Here is a 16588-nt window from a genome sequence, read left to right on the forward strand (position 1 = left end):
CCCCGCCGCCGACGTCGACGCCCGACCCGAACCCACCCGGCCGCGGCCCCGCCCCGCGGCCGCACCGCTCCCGATGGAGTCGCTGATGACGGATGCCCCGCCGCCCACGCACGCCGACGACCGCGCCGACGACCATGTCGAGCCCCCGGCCCGATCCGCCCGGCTGCGACGGGCGCTGAGCGCGGGCGCGACGACCGCGCTGCCGTTCGCGATCGTCGTCGCACTGGTCTGCGGCGCCGCGGTGCTGTTCGGCCCGGCTGCGGCCGAACGCGCGGATGCGGAGGACGTGCCGCCCACGAGCGCCCCGGTCCTCACCGCGGAACGGCACGAGGCGTCGACCGTGTCGCTCGCGGGTGTGCGACGCACGGCCTTGGCGACCGCCGATCCGCTGCGCGCTGCCGTGCGGGACCTCGAGGGCTTCGGCGAGGCGGCGGCCCTCGCCGAGGCCGTCGCGTTGCTCGCAGCGATCGACGGGGCCGTCGCCGCCGGAGACGCCGACGGGATCGTGCACGCATCCGCCGCCCTGCACACCGCCCGCGCCGCGCTGGTCGAGCGGCTCGTCGCCCATACCGAGCAGCACCTGGCAGCCGCGACGTCCGCCGACCCGTCGCTGCTGCAGGCTGCGCACGACGCGGCCGCGGCCGTCCGCTCGGCGCCGGACGGCGCCCTGGCCGACCGATTCGCGCCGCTTCGGGCCACGATCGAAGCCGCGGTCGCCGACCACGAGCGGCGGGCCGCCGAGGCCGCAGCGCGAGAAGCCGAGGCCGACGATGACGACTGGTCATCCGGCGGATCGTCCGGCGGTGCCGCTCCCGGCGGCGGCGCCGTGGACACGTGCCGCCCGATGGGCATCATCCAGGACGACCAGGACTCCATGCCGTGCCAGCCCGACGTCGTGGTCACCGCGCTCGGCGCCCACGTCGCGGCGTGCCCCGACGGAACGATGAGCCACGTCTTCGAGATGCGGAGTCGGCAGGTCGGCGCCGTCACCCTGTCATACGACTTCGCGTACCACTACACGATCTCGAGCCGCCACAACGTCGCCGTCTTCCACTGCGATCGTGCCGATCTGTTCGAACTCCCGCCGCACGGCCCCGGACCGTACCTGGGCTGAGCCGGAGGCGGAGGGGCATGCCCGCTCAGATGCCGCCGTCGATGGATCGGATCGTGGGCAGTTCGTCCTCGTCCGGGACGAGCACCGCGGTGTCCTCATTCAGCGACTCGCCGCGGAAGAACGGCTTCGACTCGGCGAAGAACGACCACACCACCATCAGCACCGCCCCGAGCGCGAGCGATCCGACACCCACCACGAACACCCCGCCCACGCCGAACAGCACGGTGTAGCCGTAGTCGGGGTCGAGCATGTCGATCGCGGAGTAGATGAACGCCCCGGTCAGCAGCACGGCGCCGACCAGCGGGAAGACCAGTCGGTTCCAGAAGTTCCGCCACGAGTCGAAGAGCGTCCGGCGGAAGTACCAGACGCACGCGAAGCCCGTGATGGCGTAGTAGAACGCGATCGCGAGGCCCAGCGACAGGATCGTGTCCTGCAGGATGTTGTCGCTGATGAGCGTCATCCCGACGTAGAACACGATCGCGACGAACCCCATCAGCAGCGTCGAGAACGACGGGGTCCTGAACCGCGGATGCACCGTGCCGAAGCGCTTCGGCAGCGCCTTGTAGACCGCCATCGCGAGGGTGCCGCGGGCCGTCGGCAGGATCGTCGTCTGGGTCGACGACACGGCCGAGATCATGACCGCGACGACGAGCAGCCACGCCCAGGGTCCGAACAGCGCATCCTTCAGTGCGAAGAAGACGTCGTCGGCGTTGTCCTCGTTGCCGAGGCCGATGCCGGCGTCGCCCAGGCCCGCGTACGACATCGCCGCGACCGTCACCCCGACGTAGGTCACCAACAGGATGAGGGTGGTCAGCACGGCCGCCCGCCCGGGGATGCGCTTCGGGTCCTTCGTCTCCTCGTTCAGCGCCAGGCACGTGTCCCAGCCCCAGTAGATGAACAGCGCCAGCAGCACCGCCTCGACCACGGCGTCGAACGAGGTGAACGCGAACGGGTCGAACCAGCTCGCCTCGGGGGTCGTCGAGCCCTCGGGCGCCGTCCCGGTCACGACCTGCCAGGTCGCGAACACCACGAACAGGATGAGCGCGAGGTACTGGAGGGCGAGCAGCACGTTCTGCAGCCGCTCGCCGATCTCGAGGCCGCGCCAGCTGATCCAGCTCATCAGGGCGATGAAGACGACACCCGTCGCGGTGACCACCGGGACGTTCTCGGCGAGGTCGGGGGCGACCAGCAGCCAGAAGTAGATGCCGCCGATCTGGGCGAGGTTCGCGAGCACCACGGTGCCGGCGACCGCGACCCCCCACCCGGCCATCCACCCGACCCACGGGCCGAACGCCTTGGTGCCCCAGGTGAACGCCGTGCCGCAGTCGGGAACGTCGCGGTTGAGCTCGCGATACGCGAACGCGATGAGCAGCATCGGCACGAACGCGATCACGAACGCGATCGGCGCCTGCTCCCCCACCGTGAGCACGACGAAGCCGAGCGTCGCGGCGAGCGAATAGACCGGCGCGGTCGACGCGAGGCCGATCACCGTGGAGCCCCAGAGCCCGAGCGTGCCCTTCGCGAGCCCCTTGCCGTCGTGGCCCGTCGCGGGCGGTGTCTGCGTCGACATCGTCCCCCCTCTCGCTCCCCTGAGCGCAGGCTACACCGGGGTCAGCGACGCTGGGAGTCCCCCGGCCGGGCGTCGTCGAGCACCGCCGTCTCGGCGCGATCGGGGTCGGGGTCGCGCAGGTCGGGGAAACCCCGACCGATGCGGCCGGTCCCGAGACCGCCTGCCTCGAGACGACCCGTGTCGAACCGATCCGTGTCGAACCGATCCGTGTCGAGATCGCCCGCGTGCCGGTCGCCGAACGGCCCGTGCCCGGTCATCCTCGCCGTGTACGTGCCCGCGACCGAGCCGAGGAACACCGTGACCGCGGCGATGCCGGCGACCGGCAGCGGGTCGGGGCCGACGTGCGCGAGCCGGCCCGGCCCCACGGCGCCGCCCGACCACCACGCGAGCAGCCCCATCACGAGGCCGGCCACGAGGCCCGCGCCGGCCGACACGGCGAGCGGCATCCACCACGCGTCGACCGCACGCGACCGCTCCCGGGCGAGCCACGGCCAGGCGAACGTCGCGCCCGCGAATCCGAGCACGAGCGGCACGATCAGCCACACGACGCCGAGGGCCGCGCCCTCCGACGGGAGGATCCCGGCGAGCGGCAGCCCCGGCACCGGACCGAGCAGGGTGCCCGTCGGCGACAGGGTCGACCCCTCGCCGAGCGCGAATCCCGGACCGAGCAGCCAGGACGCGGTCCAGATCACGATGTTCGGAAGCAGCGCGAGCTCGCCGACGAGGATCGCGAAGCCGCCGTCGAGCCCGGCGCCGATGGCCTGCGACAGTCCGACCACCGTCGAGTAGTCGAGCGCGATGAGCACCGTCACCGTGACCGCCGCGACCGCGAGGATGCCGAATGCCGAGCCCGCGCCGATCCGCACCGCCGCGAGCACGGCGGCCATCGGCAGCTCCGGCAGCTCCCGCCACCGTCGCAGGATCGGACCGGGCTCGGGGTCGGGTCGGACGGATGCCTCCGAGCGCAGGGTCTCGTACGCGGCACCGCCGAGCGCGGCGAGCCCGGTGATCGCGGCGGGGATCAGCGCGGCCTGCCAGGCGGAGGCAGTCAGGGCGGGATGCGCGGCGACCACCGCGAGCGCCGCCCCCGCGGCCCCGGTGACGATCGCTCCGGAGAGGATGCCGGTGATCGCATGCCCGGCGAGCGCGGCGCGTCGGCCGATCCGGCGCGCGAACAGCACGGTGATCAGCGCGAAGCCGAGCAGGGCGATCGTGATCGGGAACGGCTCGCCGGCACCCGGCACGCCGAGCAGTTCGGCGGTCACCGGATCGACCTGCGCGACCGCATCGACGCCGTGGCCGAGCAACCAGGCATCGGCGGCAGCGCGCAGGAACACCGCGACGTCGACGGCGAGGCCGAAGTGGACCGCCCAGAGCAGCATCAGCGGCACCAGCGCGACGCCGAGTCCGACCAGCGCGGCGACCGCCGCCTCCAGCGCGGCGAGCAGGGCACAGGTCAGGCGAGTCATTGCTCCGCGAGCCTACCGCGGACCACGGCACCCTCGACCGCGACGTTCCGGGGTCGAGGGGATGCCTCCGGAGCCGGTCTCGGCCTGCGCCGAGGCGTGGGCCGTCAGCGACCCGGCTCGAGTACTTCGGTGTCGACCTGATCGGCGTCGGCCCGACCCGGATCGACGTCGGGCAACGGGCGCGTGTCGCCCGGGGCATCCGCCTGGTCGACCGGGTCGGCCCCACCGTGGGGCGCGCCGGTATCGCCGTCGCCGGCTGCGCCGCCGGCCGCGTCGTCCGGGGGCTCCGGCGAGCCCGCCGGCCGCCTGAGCAGTTGCACCAGGAGCAGCGCGACGAGCGCCAGCACCACCGTCCAGACGACGAGCCCGACCGACAACGGCCGGACGAAGAGGATCACCAGCGCCGCGATGACCGTGATCACGACGTACGCACCGACCCGCCAGCGGTCGAGCCACGTGCCGAAGGCGCCCGTCGTGATGCCGTCGCGGGCGGCACGGGCACGGATGCCGTCGAACCCGTCCCGAGCGAAGCCGCGGAGCTTGACGGCCGACGACCACGGACCCGTGCACCACGCGATCACCGCGACGAGCACGCCCAGCACGAGCAGCGTGGTCGATGCCGTCCGCATGATCTCGGTCAGTCCGTCGAACATGACGCCCGCGGCATCCGCCGGCATGATCGACGGGCTCACCGTCGCGAGGAAGTACATGCGGCCGATACCGAATCCGGCGACCAGGGTCAGCATGCTGAACGCGAACGCGATCGCCGTCCACAGCAGCGCCTTGGGCCGGTTGCGTGCGATGAGCACGCCGGCCACGAGCATCGCCACGACCACCCACGGCAGCCACGTGCCCACGCCGACCGCCAGCGCGTACAGCGTCTGCACCAGCACCAGCCCGTCCGACTGCGCGAGGACGATCGTGAGCTGCACCTCGGGGATCGAGGCGGCGAAGCCGATGCCGCGCTCGACGAGCCGTTCCTTGACCTCGTCGATGATGGGACCGAGTTGGAGCTGCAGCTCGCCCTTCCCGCTGATCTGCACCGCCGCGGATTCATCGCCCTGCATCGCCTGGACGAACTGGCGGTGGCTGAACCGCAGCGCGGCCGCCCAGGTGTCGGCGAACGCCGGTGCCTGCACGATCCGGGTCACGGTCTCGTCGAGGAGCGACTTGATGCCCTGTGCCGCGGGCTGCTCGAGCAGGGCGAGCGCATCCGCCGCCCGCGGCGGCAGATCGAGGCTGCGGATGCCGTCGAAGACGTCAGACGTGAGCTGGTCGATGTCCACCTGGGCCTCGACGGCGTCGGTGATCTCGTCGGCCAGGAAGCGCTGCACCGCCGGGTCCTCGGCCAGGGGCGCGAACGTCGCGACGAACCGATCGGTGTCGACGAGCTCGATGCGCGCCCACGCGGAGATCAGCGCCACCGGAGCCAGCACGACCGAGATGAGCACCAGCACGAACGACACCACGGCGCGCCAGCGGCCGGGCGAGCGACGCCGCGCAGGTTTCGAGGCATCCGCCCCGGCCGCGGTCGAAGCGGCCGCTGCCGCCGCGGCGGACTCCTCGGCGGCGTCGCGCTCGCGCCGCAGCACCTCGTTCTGCGCCTCGAGCTCGGCGATGCGCGCCTCCAGCGCGCCGTTCGACTTCGTGGCCATTGGTCCCCCCACTCGACAGCCCCTGCGGGAGAGCGTATCGCGCTCGCCGTGCCGGGCGCCGGATCGGTGCGCCGGCCGCGCGCCCCCGCCGGGGCGAGGCCCCGATCGTCAGTGCACGAACACCTTGAGCACGACCATCACGAGGCCGAACGCGGCGGTCGTCAGCGAGCCGAGCAGCCGGAACCCCCACGGGGCGTTTCGCCGCGCGAACGCGATCCAGCCGAGCACGGCCAGCACGATCACACCCGACCAGAGGGCGGCCCACACCGCCAGGACGTCGTCGATCACCCGCGTCGCGCCGGCGAGGAGGATGACCGACGGGATGGCGGCCGACGCGAGCAGCCCGGACGACCGGCGCATCGCGATGCCGAACGCTTCGCGGATGCCGACCTCGTGCCCCTCGGTGAACCCGTGGTGGGCGACGGTGCCGGCGTACACGTGCGCCGCCCAGAACACGATGACGGTGATGATCACCGTCAGGAACACCTCCCACGAACTCGACGCGTGGCTGCCGCCGACCACGATCATGCCCGCGACGAGGATCACGCCGTACACCGACTCCTCGGTCGTGAAGCTCGCCCGGACGATGCGCTCCATCATGGGCGATCCGCCGGGAGCCGGTCGTTCGGTCGACGGTTCGCCGGGAGCCGGCGCACTCGACGCATCAGGCGTGCTGCTCATGGCCCCAGCGTAGACGCGCACCCGAACGGCGGGAACGGCGAACGGCCCCGCAGGATCACCTGCGGGGCCGTTCGACGAGCGGATGCTACGCGCCGAGCGCGGCGTAGACCTCGCGCAGCAGGCGCGCGGTCTCCGACGGGGTCTTGCCGACCTTCACGCCGGCGGCCTCGAGGGCCTCCTTCTTCGCCTGCGCGGTGCCGGCCGAACCCGACACGATCGCGCCGGCGTGGCCCATGGTCTTGCCCTCGGGGGCGGTGAAGCCGGCGACGTAGCCGACGACCGGCTTGGTGACGTTGGCCTTGATGAAGTCGGCCGCCCGCTCCTCGGCGTCGCCGCCGATCTCGCCGATCATGACGATCGCCTTCGTCTCGGGGTCGGCCTCGAACGCGGCGAGCGCGTCGATGTGCGTCGTGCCGATGACCGGGTCGCCGCCGATGCCGATGGCGGTCGAGAAGCCGAGGTCGCGCAGTTCGTACATCATCTGGTAGGTCAGCGTGCCCGACTTCGAGACGAGGCCGATCGGGCCCTTGCCCGTGATGTTCGCCGGCGTGATGCCGACGAGCGACTCACCGGGGCTGATGATGCCGGGGCAGTTCGGCCCGATGATGCGGGTCAGGCCGCCCTTCTCCTTGGCGTACGCCCAGGCCTCGGCCGAGTCCTGCACCGGCACGCCCTCGGTGATGACCACGAGGAGCGGGATCTCGGCGTCGACGGCCTCGATGATCGCGTCCTTGGTGAACGCCGGCGGCACGAACGCGATCGACACGTCGGCGCCGGTCTGCTCGATGGCCTCCTGCACGCTCGCGAACACGGGGAGCTCGACGTCGTTGCCGTCCTTGTCCTTGTGCAGCACGGTGGTGCCGGCCTTGCGCGCGTTCACGCCGCCGACCACCTGGGTGCCCGCGGCGAGCATGCGCGCGGTGTGCTTGGTGCCCTCGCCGCCGGTGATGCCCTGGACGATGACCTTGTTGTCCTTGTTGAGGAAGATCGTCATTGCTCTGCGTTCCTTACGCGTTCGCCAGCTCGGCGGCCTTGTCGGCGCCCTGGTCCATGTTTTCGGCGAGGGTGACGAGCGGGTGCGCCGCCTCCTCGAGGATGCGGCGGCCCTCGGCCACGTTGTTGCCGTCGAGGCGCACGACGAGCGGCTTGTTCGCCTCGGAGCCGAGTTCGGCGAGTGCGCCGACGATGCCCTTGGCGACCTGGTCGCACGCGGTGATGCCGCCGAAGACGTTGACGAACACCGACTTGACCTGCGGGTCGCCGAGGATGATCGACAGGCCGTTGGCCATGACCTCGGCCGAGGCGCCGCCGCCGATGTCGAGGAAGTTCGCGGGCTTCACCGAGCCGTGGTTCTCGCCGGCGTACGCGACGACGTCGAGGGTCGACATGACCAGGCCCGCGCCGTTGCCGATGATGCCGACTTCGCCGTCGAGCTTGACGTAGTTGAGGTCGAGCGCCTTGGCCTTGGCCTCGAGCGGGTCGGCGGCGGCCTTGTCCTCGAGGAGGGCGTGGCCGGCGTGGCGGAACTCGGCGTTCTCGTCGAGCGAGACCTTGCCGTCGAGGGCGATGACGTCGCCGTCCTCCGAGAGGATGAGCGGGTTCACCTCCACGAGCGTGGCGTCCTCGGACTTGTAGACGTCGTAGAGCTTGACGAACACGTCGGCGACCTTGTCGACCAGCTCGGCCGGGAAGTTCGCCGCCTGCGCGATCTCGCGCGCCTTGTCGGGGGTGATGCCCGTGCCGGGGTCGACCTCGATACGGGCGAGCGCCTCGGGCTTCTCGACCGCGAGCTGCTCGATCTCCATGCCGCCCTCGACGCTCGTCAGCGAGAGGTACGAGCGGTTGGCGCGGTCGAGCAGCACCGAGAAGTAGAACTCCTGCGCGATCTTCGCACCGGCGGCCACCATGACGCGCTTCACGACGTGGCCCTTGATGTCGAGCCCGAGGATGGCGCGTGCGGCCTCCTCCGCCTCGTCGGGGGTCTTGGCGACCTTGACGCCGCCGGCCTTGCCGCGGCCGCCCGTCTTGACCTGCGCCTTGACGACGACGACGCCGCCCAGCTTCTCGGCTGCGGCTCGAACCTCTTCGGGGGTGTCGGCCACGATGCCGGCCAGGACCGGAACGCCGTACTGTTCGAAGAGGTCTCGGGCCTGGTACTCGTAAAGATCCACGCTCTGCTTCCAATCGGTCCGCGCGGGTCTCGCGCAGGGATGGTGGGTGAGGACCCGGGCCGGGGAAATCTCTCGATGTCGAGATATCGGCGCGGGCCGCATGCCATGCTACTCCCCTCGAATGGCGCCTCCGAACCGGGGACGGGCCGGGACGCGTCACCAGAGGATGCCGGACGCGCAGGCCGGGCGGATCAGCCGGGTAAACGCTCTCCCGCGCCCGGGCCTCCGGCAGCCGTCATCGCGTGCATGAGAATCCGGCTCTCGGCGTCTCCACGGAGCGTCTGGGCCGAAATCCCATGCACAAGGGCGGAACCGGGTCGCCACGGATGCCCCGGCACAGTCGCCCTGCACGCAGCCGAGCACCGCGCCTAGTGCCCGCCCGGACCGATCCGCGGGAAGTCGTCGAGCGAGAAGACGAACTCGAGCGGCACCTCGAAGAACCGTGCGATACGCAGCGCGAGGTGCAGGCTCGGGTTGAACTCGCCGCGTTCGAGGTATCCGATGGTCTGGTAGTGCACCCCGAGCGCGTCCGCGAGTTCACGACGCGAGACCCGTCGCTCGGCGCGGAGCATCGCGACGCGGTTGTGGACGGCGTCGGCGCGGGCGCCGGCATCGGCGGCGGCCTCCACGGCGACATCCGGCTGCGATCGGCTCGCGGCCCGCCCGGCGCCGCGGTCGGCGGCGAGGCTCATGCGCGCCGCAGCGCGGCCTCGCGCCGCGCCTCGATCGCCGACCCGGTCTCGCGTCGCGCGGCACGGCGCAACAGCCTCGGAGCGAGCAGCGCGCCGGCGATCGCCCACGCCGCGACCACCGCGAACGCCACGGCGACGCGCCAGTCGCCGCCGAGTTCGACGGCCTGCGCCGCCTCGGGCACGAAGGCGCTGCGGAACGCGACGCCGATCCAGTAGAGGGGGCTGATCTGCCCGATCACCTGCAGCCAGCCGGCCATCGACGCGAGCGGCTGGATGAGTCCCGAGATCCAGGCCAGCGCGCCGACGACGATGATGCCCCAGCCGCCGACGGCCCGCGGATTGCGGAACACCACGCCGAGCACGAGTCCGAACGTCGTCAGCGCGATCGTGCCGAGCACGAGCATGCCGAGCACGATCGCGACGCCGCCGACGTCGAGTCCGAGCGAGGAGCCGACGATCGCCCACGTGATCACGAGCCCGAGCCCGACCGTGACGACGAGCTCCCAGAGCGTCTTCGTGATGACGCCGACCGCGTAGACGCGGACGCCGCCCGGCAGCGACCGGGCCCGGATCAGGGTGCCGTCCTCGCGCTCGGTGACGATCACGGTGGCGAGCCCGTAGCAGGCGATGAACAGCAGCTGGATGGTCAGGATGCTCGGGACGACGAACGAGACGACCGGAACGCCGGGCATGATCTCGGCCGAGCGGTTGAACCAGACGACGACGCCGATCGAGATGAGCCCGATAACCACGAACGCCGAGTCACCGGGGGTCTTCAGCGAGATGAAGGACTCGATCGCGCCGCGGCGGACGCCGGCTCGGATCGTGTGCGCGGTGGTGCTCATGACACCCCTCCCATGCGGATCGGTGCGGATGATTCGGAGTCGGATACCGCGCCGGACACGACGCCGGACGACTCGGAGACGGATGCCGCGCCGCCCGGTGCGGCATCCGTCTCGCGACGGGCGACCATCGCGAGGTACGTGTCCTCGAGGGTCTGCGAGCGCACGTGGAGCTCGGTGATCTCGGCGCCCGGTGTCGCGAGCAGTTCGCGCACGAACGGGACCGGATCGGCGGCGCTGTGCACCTGGACCACACCGCCCTCGCGCCAGGTGATCTCGCTCGTCCCGGCCACCGAACGCGCGAGCTGTGCCGGGCTCCCGTCGGCGACGATGTGCCCGCCGTCGAGGATGAGGATGCGCCCGGCGACCTTCTCGGCCTCGGCGAGGTCGTGCGTGGTGAGCAGGATCGTCGTGTCGTCGAAGTCGCTCAGCCGGTGGATCAGCTCGTGGAACTCGTGGCGCGCGGCGGGGTCGAATCCGACCGTCGGCTCGTCGAGGAAGAGCAGCTCCGGGCGGCCGATCAGGCCGATCGCCACGTCGAGGCGACGGCGCTGGCCCCCCGAGAGCGTGCGGACCGTCGCCTTCGCGCGATCGCCGAGCCCGACCAGGTCGATCACCTCGTCGGCCGAGTACGGCCCGGAGGCACCGGGCTCCCGGTAGGGCTCGTAGAGCCGCGCGAACTCGGTCAGCAACCGGTCGACGCGCCAGCGGCCGTGATCGCGCCACGACTGCAGCACGACGCCGACCTTCGCCCGCCAGGCCTCACCCGCCTTCGCCGGGTCTTCGCCGAGCACCAGGACGTCGCCGCCCGAGCGCTCGCGGAACCCCTCGAGGATCTCGATCGTGGTCGACTTTCCGGCTCCGTTCGGCCCGAGCAGCGCCACGACCTCGCCGCGCTCGATGTGCAGGTCGATGCCGTCGAGCACGACCCTGCCGCCGTACGAGCGCCGCAGGCCGCGGACGTCGATCGCCGCCCCGCGGGTGCTGCTCCGTTCCATTGCCCAACCCTTCGCATGTTCGCTGCAAGATGTAGCAGTAATACTACATTCCGATGCAGCACTCCGCCAGCCCTACCGGTGAACCAGTCAGCCGGCGACACCGTCCGGGCGCCGGTGCAGCGCGCGGACCGCGAGCACCGCGAGCATGGCGACGCCCGCCCCCAGGGCCGTCTCGACCAGCCGGTCGAGCAGGAGCGTGCCGACGGCGACCGGCTGCGCGAGGTGCGCGACCACGAGCGCGAGCGGCGTCACGAACACGAGCGCGACGCCGTAGTGGCGCCCGACGAACACCTCCGCGCCGAACTGCGCCACCGCGACGACCAGCACGAGCACCCACACCGCGGGATCGGGCCACAGCAGGAGCGCCGTCACGACGACGCCGACGGTCGTGCCCGCGACCCGGTGCCACGCCCGCGCGAGCGAGTGGGCCGCGCCCGCCGGCGGGATGACCGCGACCGCGCTGACCACCGCCCAGTACGGGTGTCCGAGTCCCGACGCCAGTGCGATCGCACCCGCGACGAGCGCCGCGACGACGTGCTGCGCGCAGACCGTCCACACGGCCGGGTCGCGCAGGGCCTCCCACCGCACCGGCGCGGGCGCTCGGAGCGCCTTGAACGGATCGGCGCCGATCCGGGTCGCGGCGCGACGCAACGCCCACCCCGAGAGGCTGATGGCCCACGCGAACACCGCGGATGCGACCGTGACGCCGATCCGCACGCCCGCCTCCCCGGCGGGCACGGGAACCGCTGCGCACACGGTGACCGCGAAGACGAAGAAGAGCGGCGTCGGCGGCGTCAACCGGGCGACGTTCACGACGAGGATGCCGCCGACGAGCACGACCACGAGTGCGACGGCCGTGATCGCGACGCCGCCGCCGAGCACGGATGCCGCGACGCCGACCACGACGCCCACGACGAGGCCGACCGCCGCGACGGACACCGTGCGCACACGCCCGCGGTAGGCCTCGCCGCGGCCGAAGATCGCGGTCATGCCGCCGAACGCCGCGTACGGCGTCCACTCGGGACGGCCGACGAGGAGCAGGACGGCGAGCGGCACCGCCGCGGCGAGCGCGGCGCGCGACGCCACCTCCAGGTCGAGTGCCCGGACGTCGCGCCACCACGGGAGACGGGCGGGGCGAGCTGCGCCCGCCTCGTCGCCGTCGGTCATGCGAGCCTGCCGAGCTCCATCGCCGCGTACGTCAGTGCGGCGACCGTCTCGCCGTCGGAGATCTCGCCCTCGCGCATCATGCGCACGACGTCGGCCCACGGCACCGCGCGAACCACGCTGATGCCCTCTTCGGCCTGGGTGTGCGAGGACGGATCGTCTCCGGAGTCCGTTCGCGTCAGCCCGGTCGCGAGAAACACGACCTCCGGCGCCCGGCAGATGCCGTTCAGCGCGTTCATCCGCCCGATCTCGGTCCAGTCGGATGCCTCGTACCCGGTCTCCTCCAGCAGCTCGCGCCGTGCGGCGACGAGCGGGTGCTCGCCGTCGGTGCCTCCCGCCGGCACCTCGACCGATGGCCCGACCGTGTGCCGGTCGACGGTGACGAGCAGCACCTCGTCGGCTTCGGTCAGGGCCACGACGAACACCGCGACGTTGCGCACCTCGACCACGCCGTAGATGCCCTCGCCGCCGCCGGGCTGCACGACGCGGTCCTCGACCACGCGGATCCAGGGGTTCTCGTAGACCGCGCGGCTCGCGCGCACCGGCCAGCTCACAGCTTCTCGATCGGTGCGATCTTGATGAGCAGCTTCTTCGCGCCCGCCGAGTCGAACGAGACGTGGGCGATGCGCTTGCTCCCCTCGCCGGTGACCTGCGTGACCCGCCCCTCGCCGAAGTCGGTGTGCCGGATGCGGTCGCCGGCCTCGAGCGTGAGATCGCCGTTGTCGCGGACGGTGCCGGTCACCCGGTTCGCCCACTCGGTCTTCGTCGCCGAGTTCTTCGTCACGCTGAACCGCTCGAGGTCGCGGCTGCGTGTGCCCCACGCTCCTCCACCGCCGGGGCCCGAGCCCGGTCCGCCGCGCCTCGCGTTCAGCGCGCGAGGCTGCGTGCCGCCGCGACTCGTCGCCATGCCCGGCGACTGCTTCCAGTCGATGAGCGCCTCGGGGATCTCCTGCAGGTAGCGGCTCGGCATCGCGACGGCGACCTCGCCGAACTGCGCCCGGCTCATCGCGAGCGACAGGTACAGGCGCTTGCGCGCGCGCGTGATGCCGACGTAGAAGAGCCGCCGCTCCTCGGCGGGGCCGCCGGGTTCGGTCGCTGACATCTGGTGCGGCAGCAGGCCCTCCTCGAGCCCGGTGAGGAAGACCGCCTGGTACTCGAGGCCCTTCGCCGTGTGCAGGGTCATCAGCGAGACCGTGCCCGACGCGTCGTCGAGCTCGTCGGCCGCCGCGACGAGCGAGACCTGCGTGAGGAAGTCGACCAGCGTGGCCTGCGGGTTCTCGCGGTCGAAGTCGCGCGTCTGCGCGACGAGCTCCTCGACGTTCTCGGCACGCGTCTCGTCCTGCGGGTCGCGGCTGTTGCGCAGCGCGTCGATGAGCCCGGAACGCTCCAGCAGGAACACGAGGACGTCCGAGACCTTCGCCGCGCCCTCGTTCGCGCCCGCGTCGATGGCCGCCTGATCGGGCACGAGCATGAGCGCCGCCTCGTCGAGCACGTCGGCGAGCGCGGTGATCGCGCCCGTCACCTTCGGGCCGAGCCCGAGCTCGCCCGCCGACCGCATGGCCTGCCGGAACGAGATCCCGTTGTGCTCCGCGAACACCGCGATCGCCGTCTCGGTCGCAGGCCCGATGCCGCGCTTGGGGGTGTTCAGGATGCGCCGGAGCGCGAGCTCGTCGAGCGGGTTCGCGACCGAGACGAGGTACGCCATCGCGTCCTTGATCTCGGCACGCTCGTAGAACTTCGTGCCGCCGACGACCCGGTACGGCACCGCCGAGCGCACGAAGATCTCCTCCAGTGCACGGGTCTGGGCGTTGGTGCGGTAGAACACCGCGATGTCGCGGTACGCGACGCCCGAGCGGTGCAGCGCCTCGATCTCGTCGACGACGAACTGGGCCTCGTCGTGGGCGGTGTACCCGGTGTAGCCGACGATCTTCTCGCCGTCGCCGTCCGCCGTCCAGAGCTTCTTGTCCTTGCGGTCGAAGTTGTTCGAGATCACGGCGTTCGCGGCCGACAGGATGTTCTGGGTCGATCGGTAGTTCTGCTCGAGCAGGACGACGGACGCCCCGGGGAAGTCGCGTTCGAACTCGACGATGTTGCGGATGTCGGCGCCGCGGAAGGCGTAGATCGACTGGTCGGAGTCGCCGACGACGGTGAGCGAGGCGCCCGGGATCGCCCCGTCGTCGTCGACCAGGCCGGTGACCAGCACGCCGTGCGAGTCGAGCTCGGCGACGACATGGGGCTCGACCGGGCGGGTGAACTCGCGGATGAGCGCGTATTGCGCGTGGTTCGTGTCCTGGTACTCGTCGACGAGGATGTGCCGGAACCGCCGCTGGTAGAGCGCCGCGACCTTCGGGAACGCCCGGAACAGGTAGACCGTCTCGGCGATCAGGTCGTCGAAGTCGAGTGCGCTGGCGTCGCGCAGCCGGCGGGTGTACTGCCGGAAGATCTCGAGGAACATGACCTCCTGCGGGTCGTTCGCGTTCGCGTTCCGCGCGTACGACTCGACGTCGGCCAGTTCGTTCTTGAGCTTCGAGATCTTCGCCTGGGCGCTCGCGGGGGTGAACCCCATGGCGTCGGCGTCGAGCTCCTTGATGATGCGCTTGAGCACCGTGCGGGTGTCGGCCGAGTCGTAGATCGTGAACGTCGAGCTGAGCCCGAGCGACTCGGCCTCGCGGCGCAGGATGCGCACGCACGCCGAGTGGAACGTCGAGATCCACATGCCGGACGCCCCCTCGCCGAGCAGCGCCTCGACGCGCTCGCGCATCTCGGCTGCGGCCTTGTTGGTGAAGGTGATCGCGAGGATCTGGCTGGGCCACGCCTCGCGGCGCTGGATGAGGCTCGCGATGCGGTGCGTGAGCACCCGGGTCTTGCCGGATCCCGCACCCGCGACGATCAGCAGCGCCGGTCCGCGGTACTCGACCGCTTCGCGCTGCTGCGGGTTGAGCCCCGCGGTCAGGGGGTCTTCGGCTTCGGGGCGGTCGGCTTCGAAACGGTCAGGCTCGGAACTGCCGGGCGCCTCGCGCCATCCGGCCGGGTCGTCGGGGTCGAGGATCAGCGTCATGTCCCGTCGATTCTAGGCCGCGCCTCCGACACCCGGCCGGGAGCGACGAACGCCCCGGCGGGGCCGGGGCGTTCGGGTCACTGCGGAGGCGCCTGGGGTGGAGCCTGCTGCGGCGGGGCCTGCGGGGCGGCGCCTGCGGCGGGATGCCGGCGGGCGGGGCCTGCGGCGGCGCGGCGGGCGCGGGCGGCGGGGCGGTCGGGGGCGCCGGCGGCTGCGCGTACCCCGGGGGCACCTGCGGAGCCGTCGGGGCCGGATACCCCGGAGGCACCGGCTGTGGCGCGTACGCGGGGGGCACCTGCTGGGGCGCGTAGCCGGGAGGCGCCTGCGCCGGCGCGTACCCCGGAGGCACCTGCTGCGGTGCGTACCCGGGCGGCACCTGGCCGTACCCGGCCGGCGCACCGTACGTCGGCGCAGGGGTCGGGTCCTTCGGCTCGAACGCACGGATGATCACGGGGATCACCGCGGTCACGACGGCGACGAGCGAAGTCGCCGCAGCGGTCCGCCACCACCAGTCGGGCCAGTCGGGTTCCGGGAAGGCCGCCGGGATGGCGAGGACGAGCGCCGTCAGTCCGACGAACACGACGGTGGCGATGCCGAACGCCTTGGTCGTCGTCTTCTTGGCCCGGGAGACGAAGTAGAGGATGTACAGCTGGGTGACGAGCAGCGCCAGTCGCAGCAGGATGATGACGAGCACGAAGCGGCCGAGCTGCACCGTCCAGACTCCGGGGTCCGCGGTGTCGGCCGGCTGCCCCCAGCCGTTCCAGAGCTTGATCAGGCCGACCGCCACGAGCACGACGTTCACCGTGACCGACGCGGGCAGGTACCACCGGTTCGGGCCGTCCGACACGTTGGCGTCGAGCACCACGGTGCCGGCGAAGATGGCCACGAGCAGCAGCGTGAGCCAGGCCCTGGCCGCGATGTTGGCCTGGTCGCCGACGATGATGAAGAACCCGCCGAGCACGGCGGCGGCGATCAGCATGCCGATGGCGAGGTACATCGCCCACGTCGTCGCGCGGGACCGGCGCGGCGGCGCGGTCGTCGGAGTCGGATCGCTCATGCAGTGCTCCTTCGGGTGGTGTGCCCTCACCATAGCGATCCCGCCCCGCCGTTCGGGGGCGATCTGCACACGTCGCCGGAATCGGGGGAATCGTCCGATCGTCCGGTCGCGGGTAAC

The 16588-nt window shown here is 71.9% G+C and carries 14 protein-coding genes; 1 reads left to right on the plus strand and 13 read right to left on the minus strand.

Translation table 11 applies throughout. The annotated features are described in order from the left end of the window. Positions 1-85 precede the first annotated feature (85 nt). Positions 86-1114, plus strand: a complete 1029-nt coding sequence (locus ELQ40_RS13570) for a hypothetical protein (protein WP_127794165.1) — start codon at positions 86-88, stop codon at positions 1112-1114. Positions 1115-1139: 25 nt separating this feature from the next. Here ELQ40_RS13570 and ELQ40_RS13575 read toward each other — a convergent pair whose 3' ends face one another. The 13 genes from ELQ40_RS13575 to ELQ40_RS13635 form a co-directional block, all read right to left on the minus strand. Then, the gene (locus ELQ40_RS13575) at positions 1140-2684 is read right to left on the minus strand and encodes an APC family permease (protein WP_127794166.1); all 1545 of its coding nucleotides are present in this window, start codon (positions 2682-2684) and stop codon (positions 1140-1142) included. Between the two features lie 41 nt (positions 2685-2725). Continuing rightward, complete coding sequence (locus ELQ40_RS13580; protein ID WP_127794167.1) at positions 2726-4153, minus strand: DUF6350 family protein; 1428 nt, start codon at positions 4151-4153, stop codon at positions 2726-2728. Positions 4154-4257: 104 nt separating this feature from the next. Continuing rightward, positions 4258-5808: a hypothetical protein gene (locus ELQ40_RS13585; protein ID WP_127794168.1), complete on the minus strand. Its 1551-nt coding sequence runs from the start codon at positions 5806-5808 to the stop codon at positions 4258-4260. 108 nt (positions 5809-5916) lie between these two features. Continuing rightward, positions 5917-6489 (minus strand): hypothetical protein, encoded by a 573-nt coding sequence (locus ELQ40_RS13590; protein WP_240665802.1) that lies wholly within the window; start codon positions 6487-6489, stop codon positions 5917-5919. Between the two features lie 85 nt (positions 6490-6574). Further along, entirely contained in the window at positions 6575-7483 is a 909-nt protein-coding gene (gene sucD, locus ELQ40_RS13595; RefSeq protein WP_127794169.1) for a succinate--CoA ligase subunit alpha, read from the minus strand. Positions 7484-7496: 13 nt separating this feature from the next. After that, complete coding sequence (gene sucC, locus ELQ40_RS13600; protein ID WP_127794170.1) at positions 7497-8660, minus strand: ADP-forming succinate--CoA ligase subunit beta; 1164 nt, start codon at positions 8658-8660, stop codon at positions 7497-7499. Between the two features lie 368 nt (positions 8661-9028). Further along, positions 9029-9352 (minus strand): helix-turn-helix transcriptional regulator, encoded by a 324-nt coding sequence (locus ELQ40_RS19405; protein ID WP_127794171.1) that lies wholly within the window; start codon positions 9350-9352, stop codon positions 9029-9031. Further along, positions 9349-10197 carry an ABC transporter permease gene (locus ELQ40_RS13610; RefSeq protein ID WP_127794172.1) on the minus strand — a complete coding sequence of 283 codons (849 nt, stop codon included), beginning with the start codon at positions 10195-10197 and terminating at the stop codon, positions 9349-9351. The genes ELQ40_RS19405 and ELQ40_RS13610 overlap by 4 nt, the downstream gene beginning before the upstream one ends. Then, positions 10194-11192: an ABC transporter ATP-binding protein gene (locus ELQ40_RS13615; RefSeq protein WP_127794173.1), complete on the minus strand. Its 999-nt coding sequence runs from the start codon at positions 11190-11192 to the stop codon at positions 10194-10196. The genes ELQ40_RS13610 and ELQ40_RS13615 overlap by 4 nt, the downstream gene beginning before the upstream one ends. Before the next feature lie 87 nt (positions 11193-11279). Beyond that, positions 11280-12359: an FUSC family protein gene (locus tag ELQ40_RS13620; RefSeq protein WP_127794174.1), complete on the minus strand. Its 1080-nt coding sequence runs from the start codon at positions 12357-12359 to the stop codon at positions 11280-11282. Further along, the gene (locus ELQ40_RS13625) at positions 12356-12910 is read right to left on the minus strand and encodes an NUDIX hydrolase (RefSeq protein ID WP_127794175.1); all 555 of its coding nucleotides are present in this window, start codon (positions 12908-12910) and stop codon (positions 12356-12358) included. Before ELQ40_RS13625 ends, ELQ40_RS13620 begins: the two co-directional genes overlap by 4 nt. Further along, positions 12907-15414, minus strand: coding sequence for an ATP-dependent helicase (locus ELQ40_RS13630; RefSeq protein WP_127794176.1), 2508 nt, complete (start codon positions 15412-15414; stop codon positions 12907-12909). Before ELQ40_RS13630 ends, ELQ40_RS13625 begins: the two co-directional genes overlap by 4 nt. Next, entirely contained in the window at positions 15347-16471 is a 1125-nt protein-coding gene (locus tag ELQ40_RS13635) for a hypothetical protein (protein WP_127794177.1), read from the minus strand. Before ELQ40_RS13635 ends, ELQ40_RS13630 begins: the two co-directional genes overlap by 68 nt. Positions 16472-16588 lie beyond the last annotated feature (117 nt).

Origin of the sequence: Agromyces sp. LHK192 (genome assembly GCF_004006235.1) — a bacterium.
Classification (GTDB): Bacteria; Actinomycetota; Actinomycetes; order Actinomycetales; family Microbacteriaceae; genus Agromyces.

What these genes read in the sequence shown, in the direction of transcription:
- ELQ40_RS13570 (WP_127794165.1), top strand. Translation starts at nt 86, where the DNA reads ATGACGGATGCCCCGCCGCCCACGCACGCCGACGACCGCGCCGACGAC.
- ELQ40_RS13575 (WP_127794166.1), bottom strand. Translation starts at nt 2,684, where the DNA reads ATGTCGACGCAGACACCGCCCGCGACGGGCCACGACGGCAAGGGGCTC.
- ELQ40_RS13580 (WP_127794167.1), bottom strand. Translation starts at nt 4,153, where the DNA reads ATGACTCGCCTGACCTGTGCCCTGCTCGCCGCGCTGGAGGCGGCGGTC.
- ELQ40_RS13585 (WP_127794168.1), bottom strand. Translation starts at nt 5,808, where the DNA reads ATGGCCACGAAGTCGAACGGCGCGCTGGAGGCGCGCATCGCCGAGCTC.
- ELQ40_RS13590 (WP_240665802.1), bottom strand. Translation starts at nt 6,489, where the DNA reads ATGAGCAGCACGCCTGATGCGTCGAGTGCGCCGGCTCCCGGCGAACCG.
- sucD (WP_127794169.1), bottom strand. Translation starts at nt 7,483, where the DNA reads ATGACGATCTTCCTCAACAAGGACAACAAGGTCATCGTCCAGGGCATC.
- ELQ40_RS19405 (WP_127794171.1), bottom strand. Translation starts at nt 9,352, where the DNA reads ATGAGCCTCGCCGCCGACCGCGGCGCCGGGCGGGCCGCGAGCCGATCG.
- ELQ40_RS13610 (WP_127794172.1), bottom strand. Translation starts at nt 10,197, where the DNA reads ATGAGCACCACCGCGCACACGATCCGAGCCGGCGTCCGCCGCGGCGCG.
- ELQ40_RS13615 (WP_127794173.1), bottom strand. Translation starts at nt 11,192, where the DNA reads ATGGAACGGAGCAGCACCCGCGGGGCGGCGATCGACGTCCGCGGCCTG.
- ELQ40_RS13620 (WP_127794174.1), bottom strand. Translation starts at nt 12,359, where the DNA reads ATGACCGACGGCGACGAGGCGGGCGCAGCTCGCCCCGCCCGTCTCCCG.
- ELQ40_RS13630 (WP_127794176.1), bottom strand. Translation starts at nt 15,414, where the DNA reads ATGACGCTGATCCTCGACCCCGACGACCCGGCCGGATGGCGCGAGGCG.
- ELQ40_RS13635 (WP_127794177.1), bottom strand. Translation starts at nt 16,471, where the DNA reads ATGAGCGATCCGACTCCGACGACCGCGCCGCCGCGCCGGTCCCGCGCG.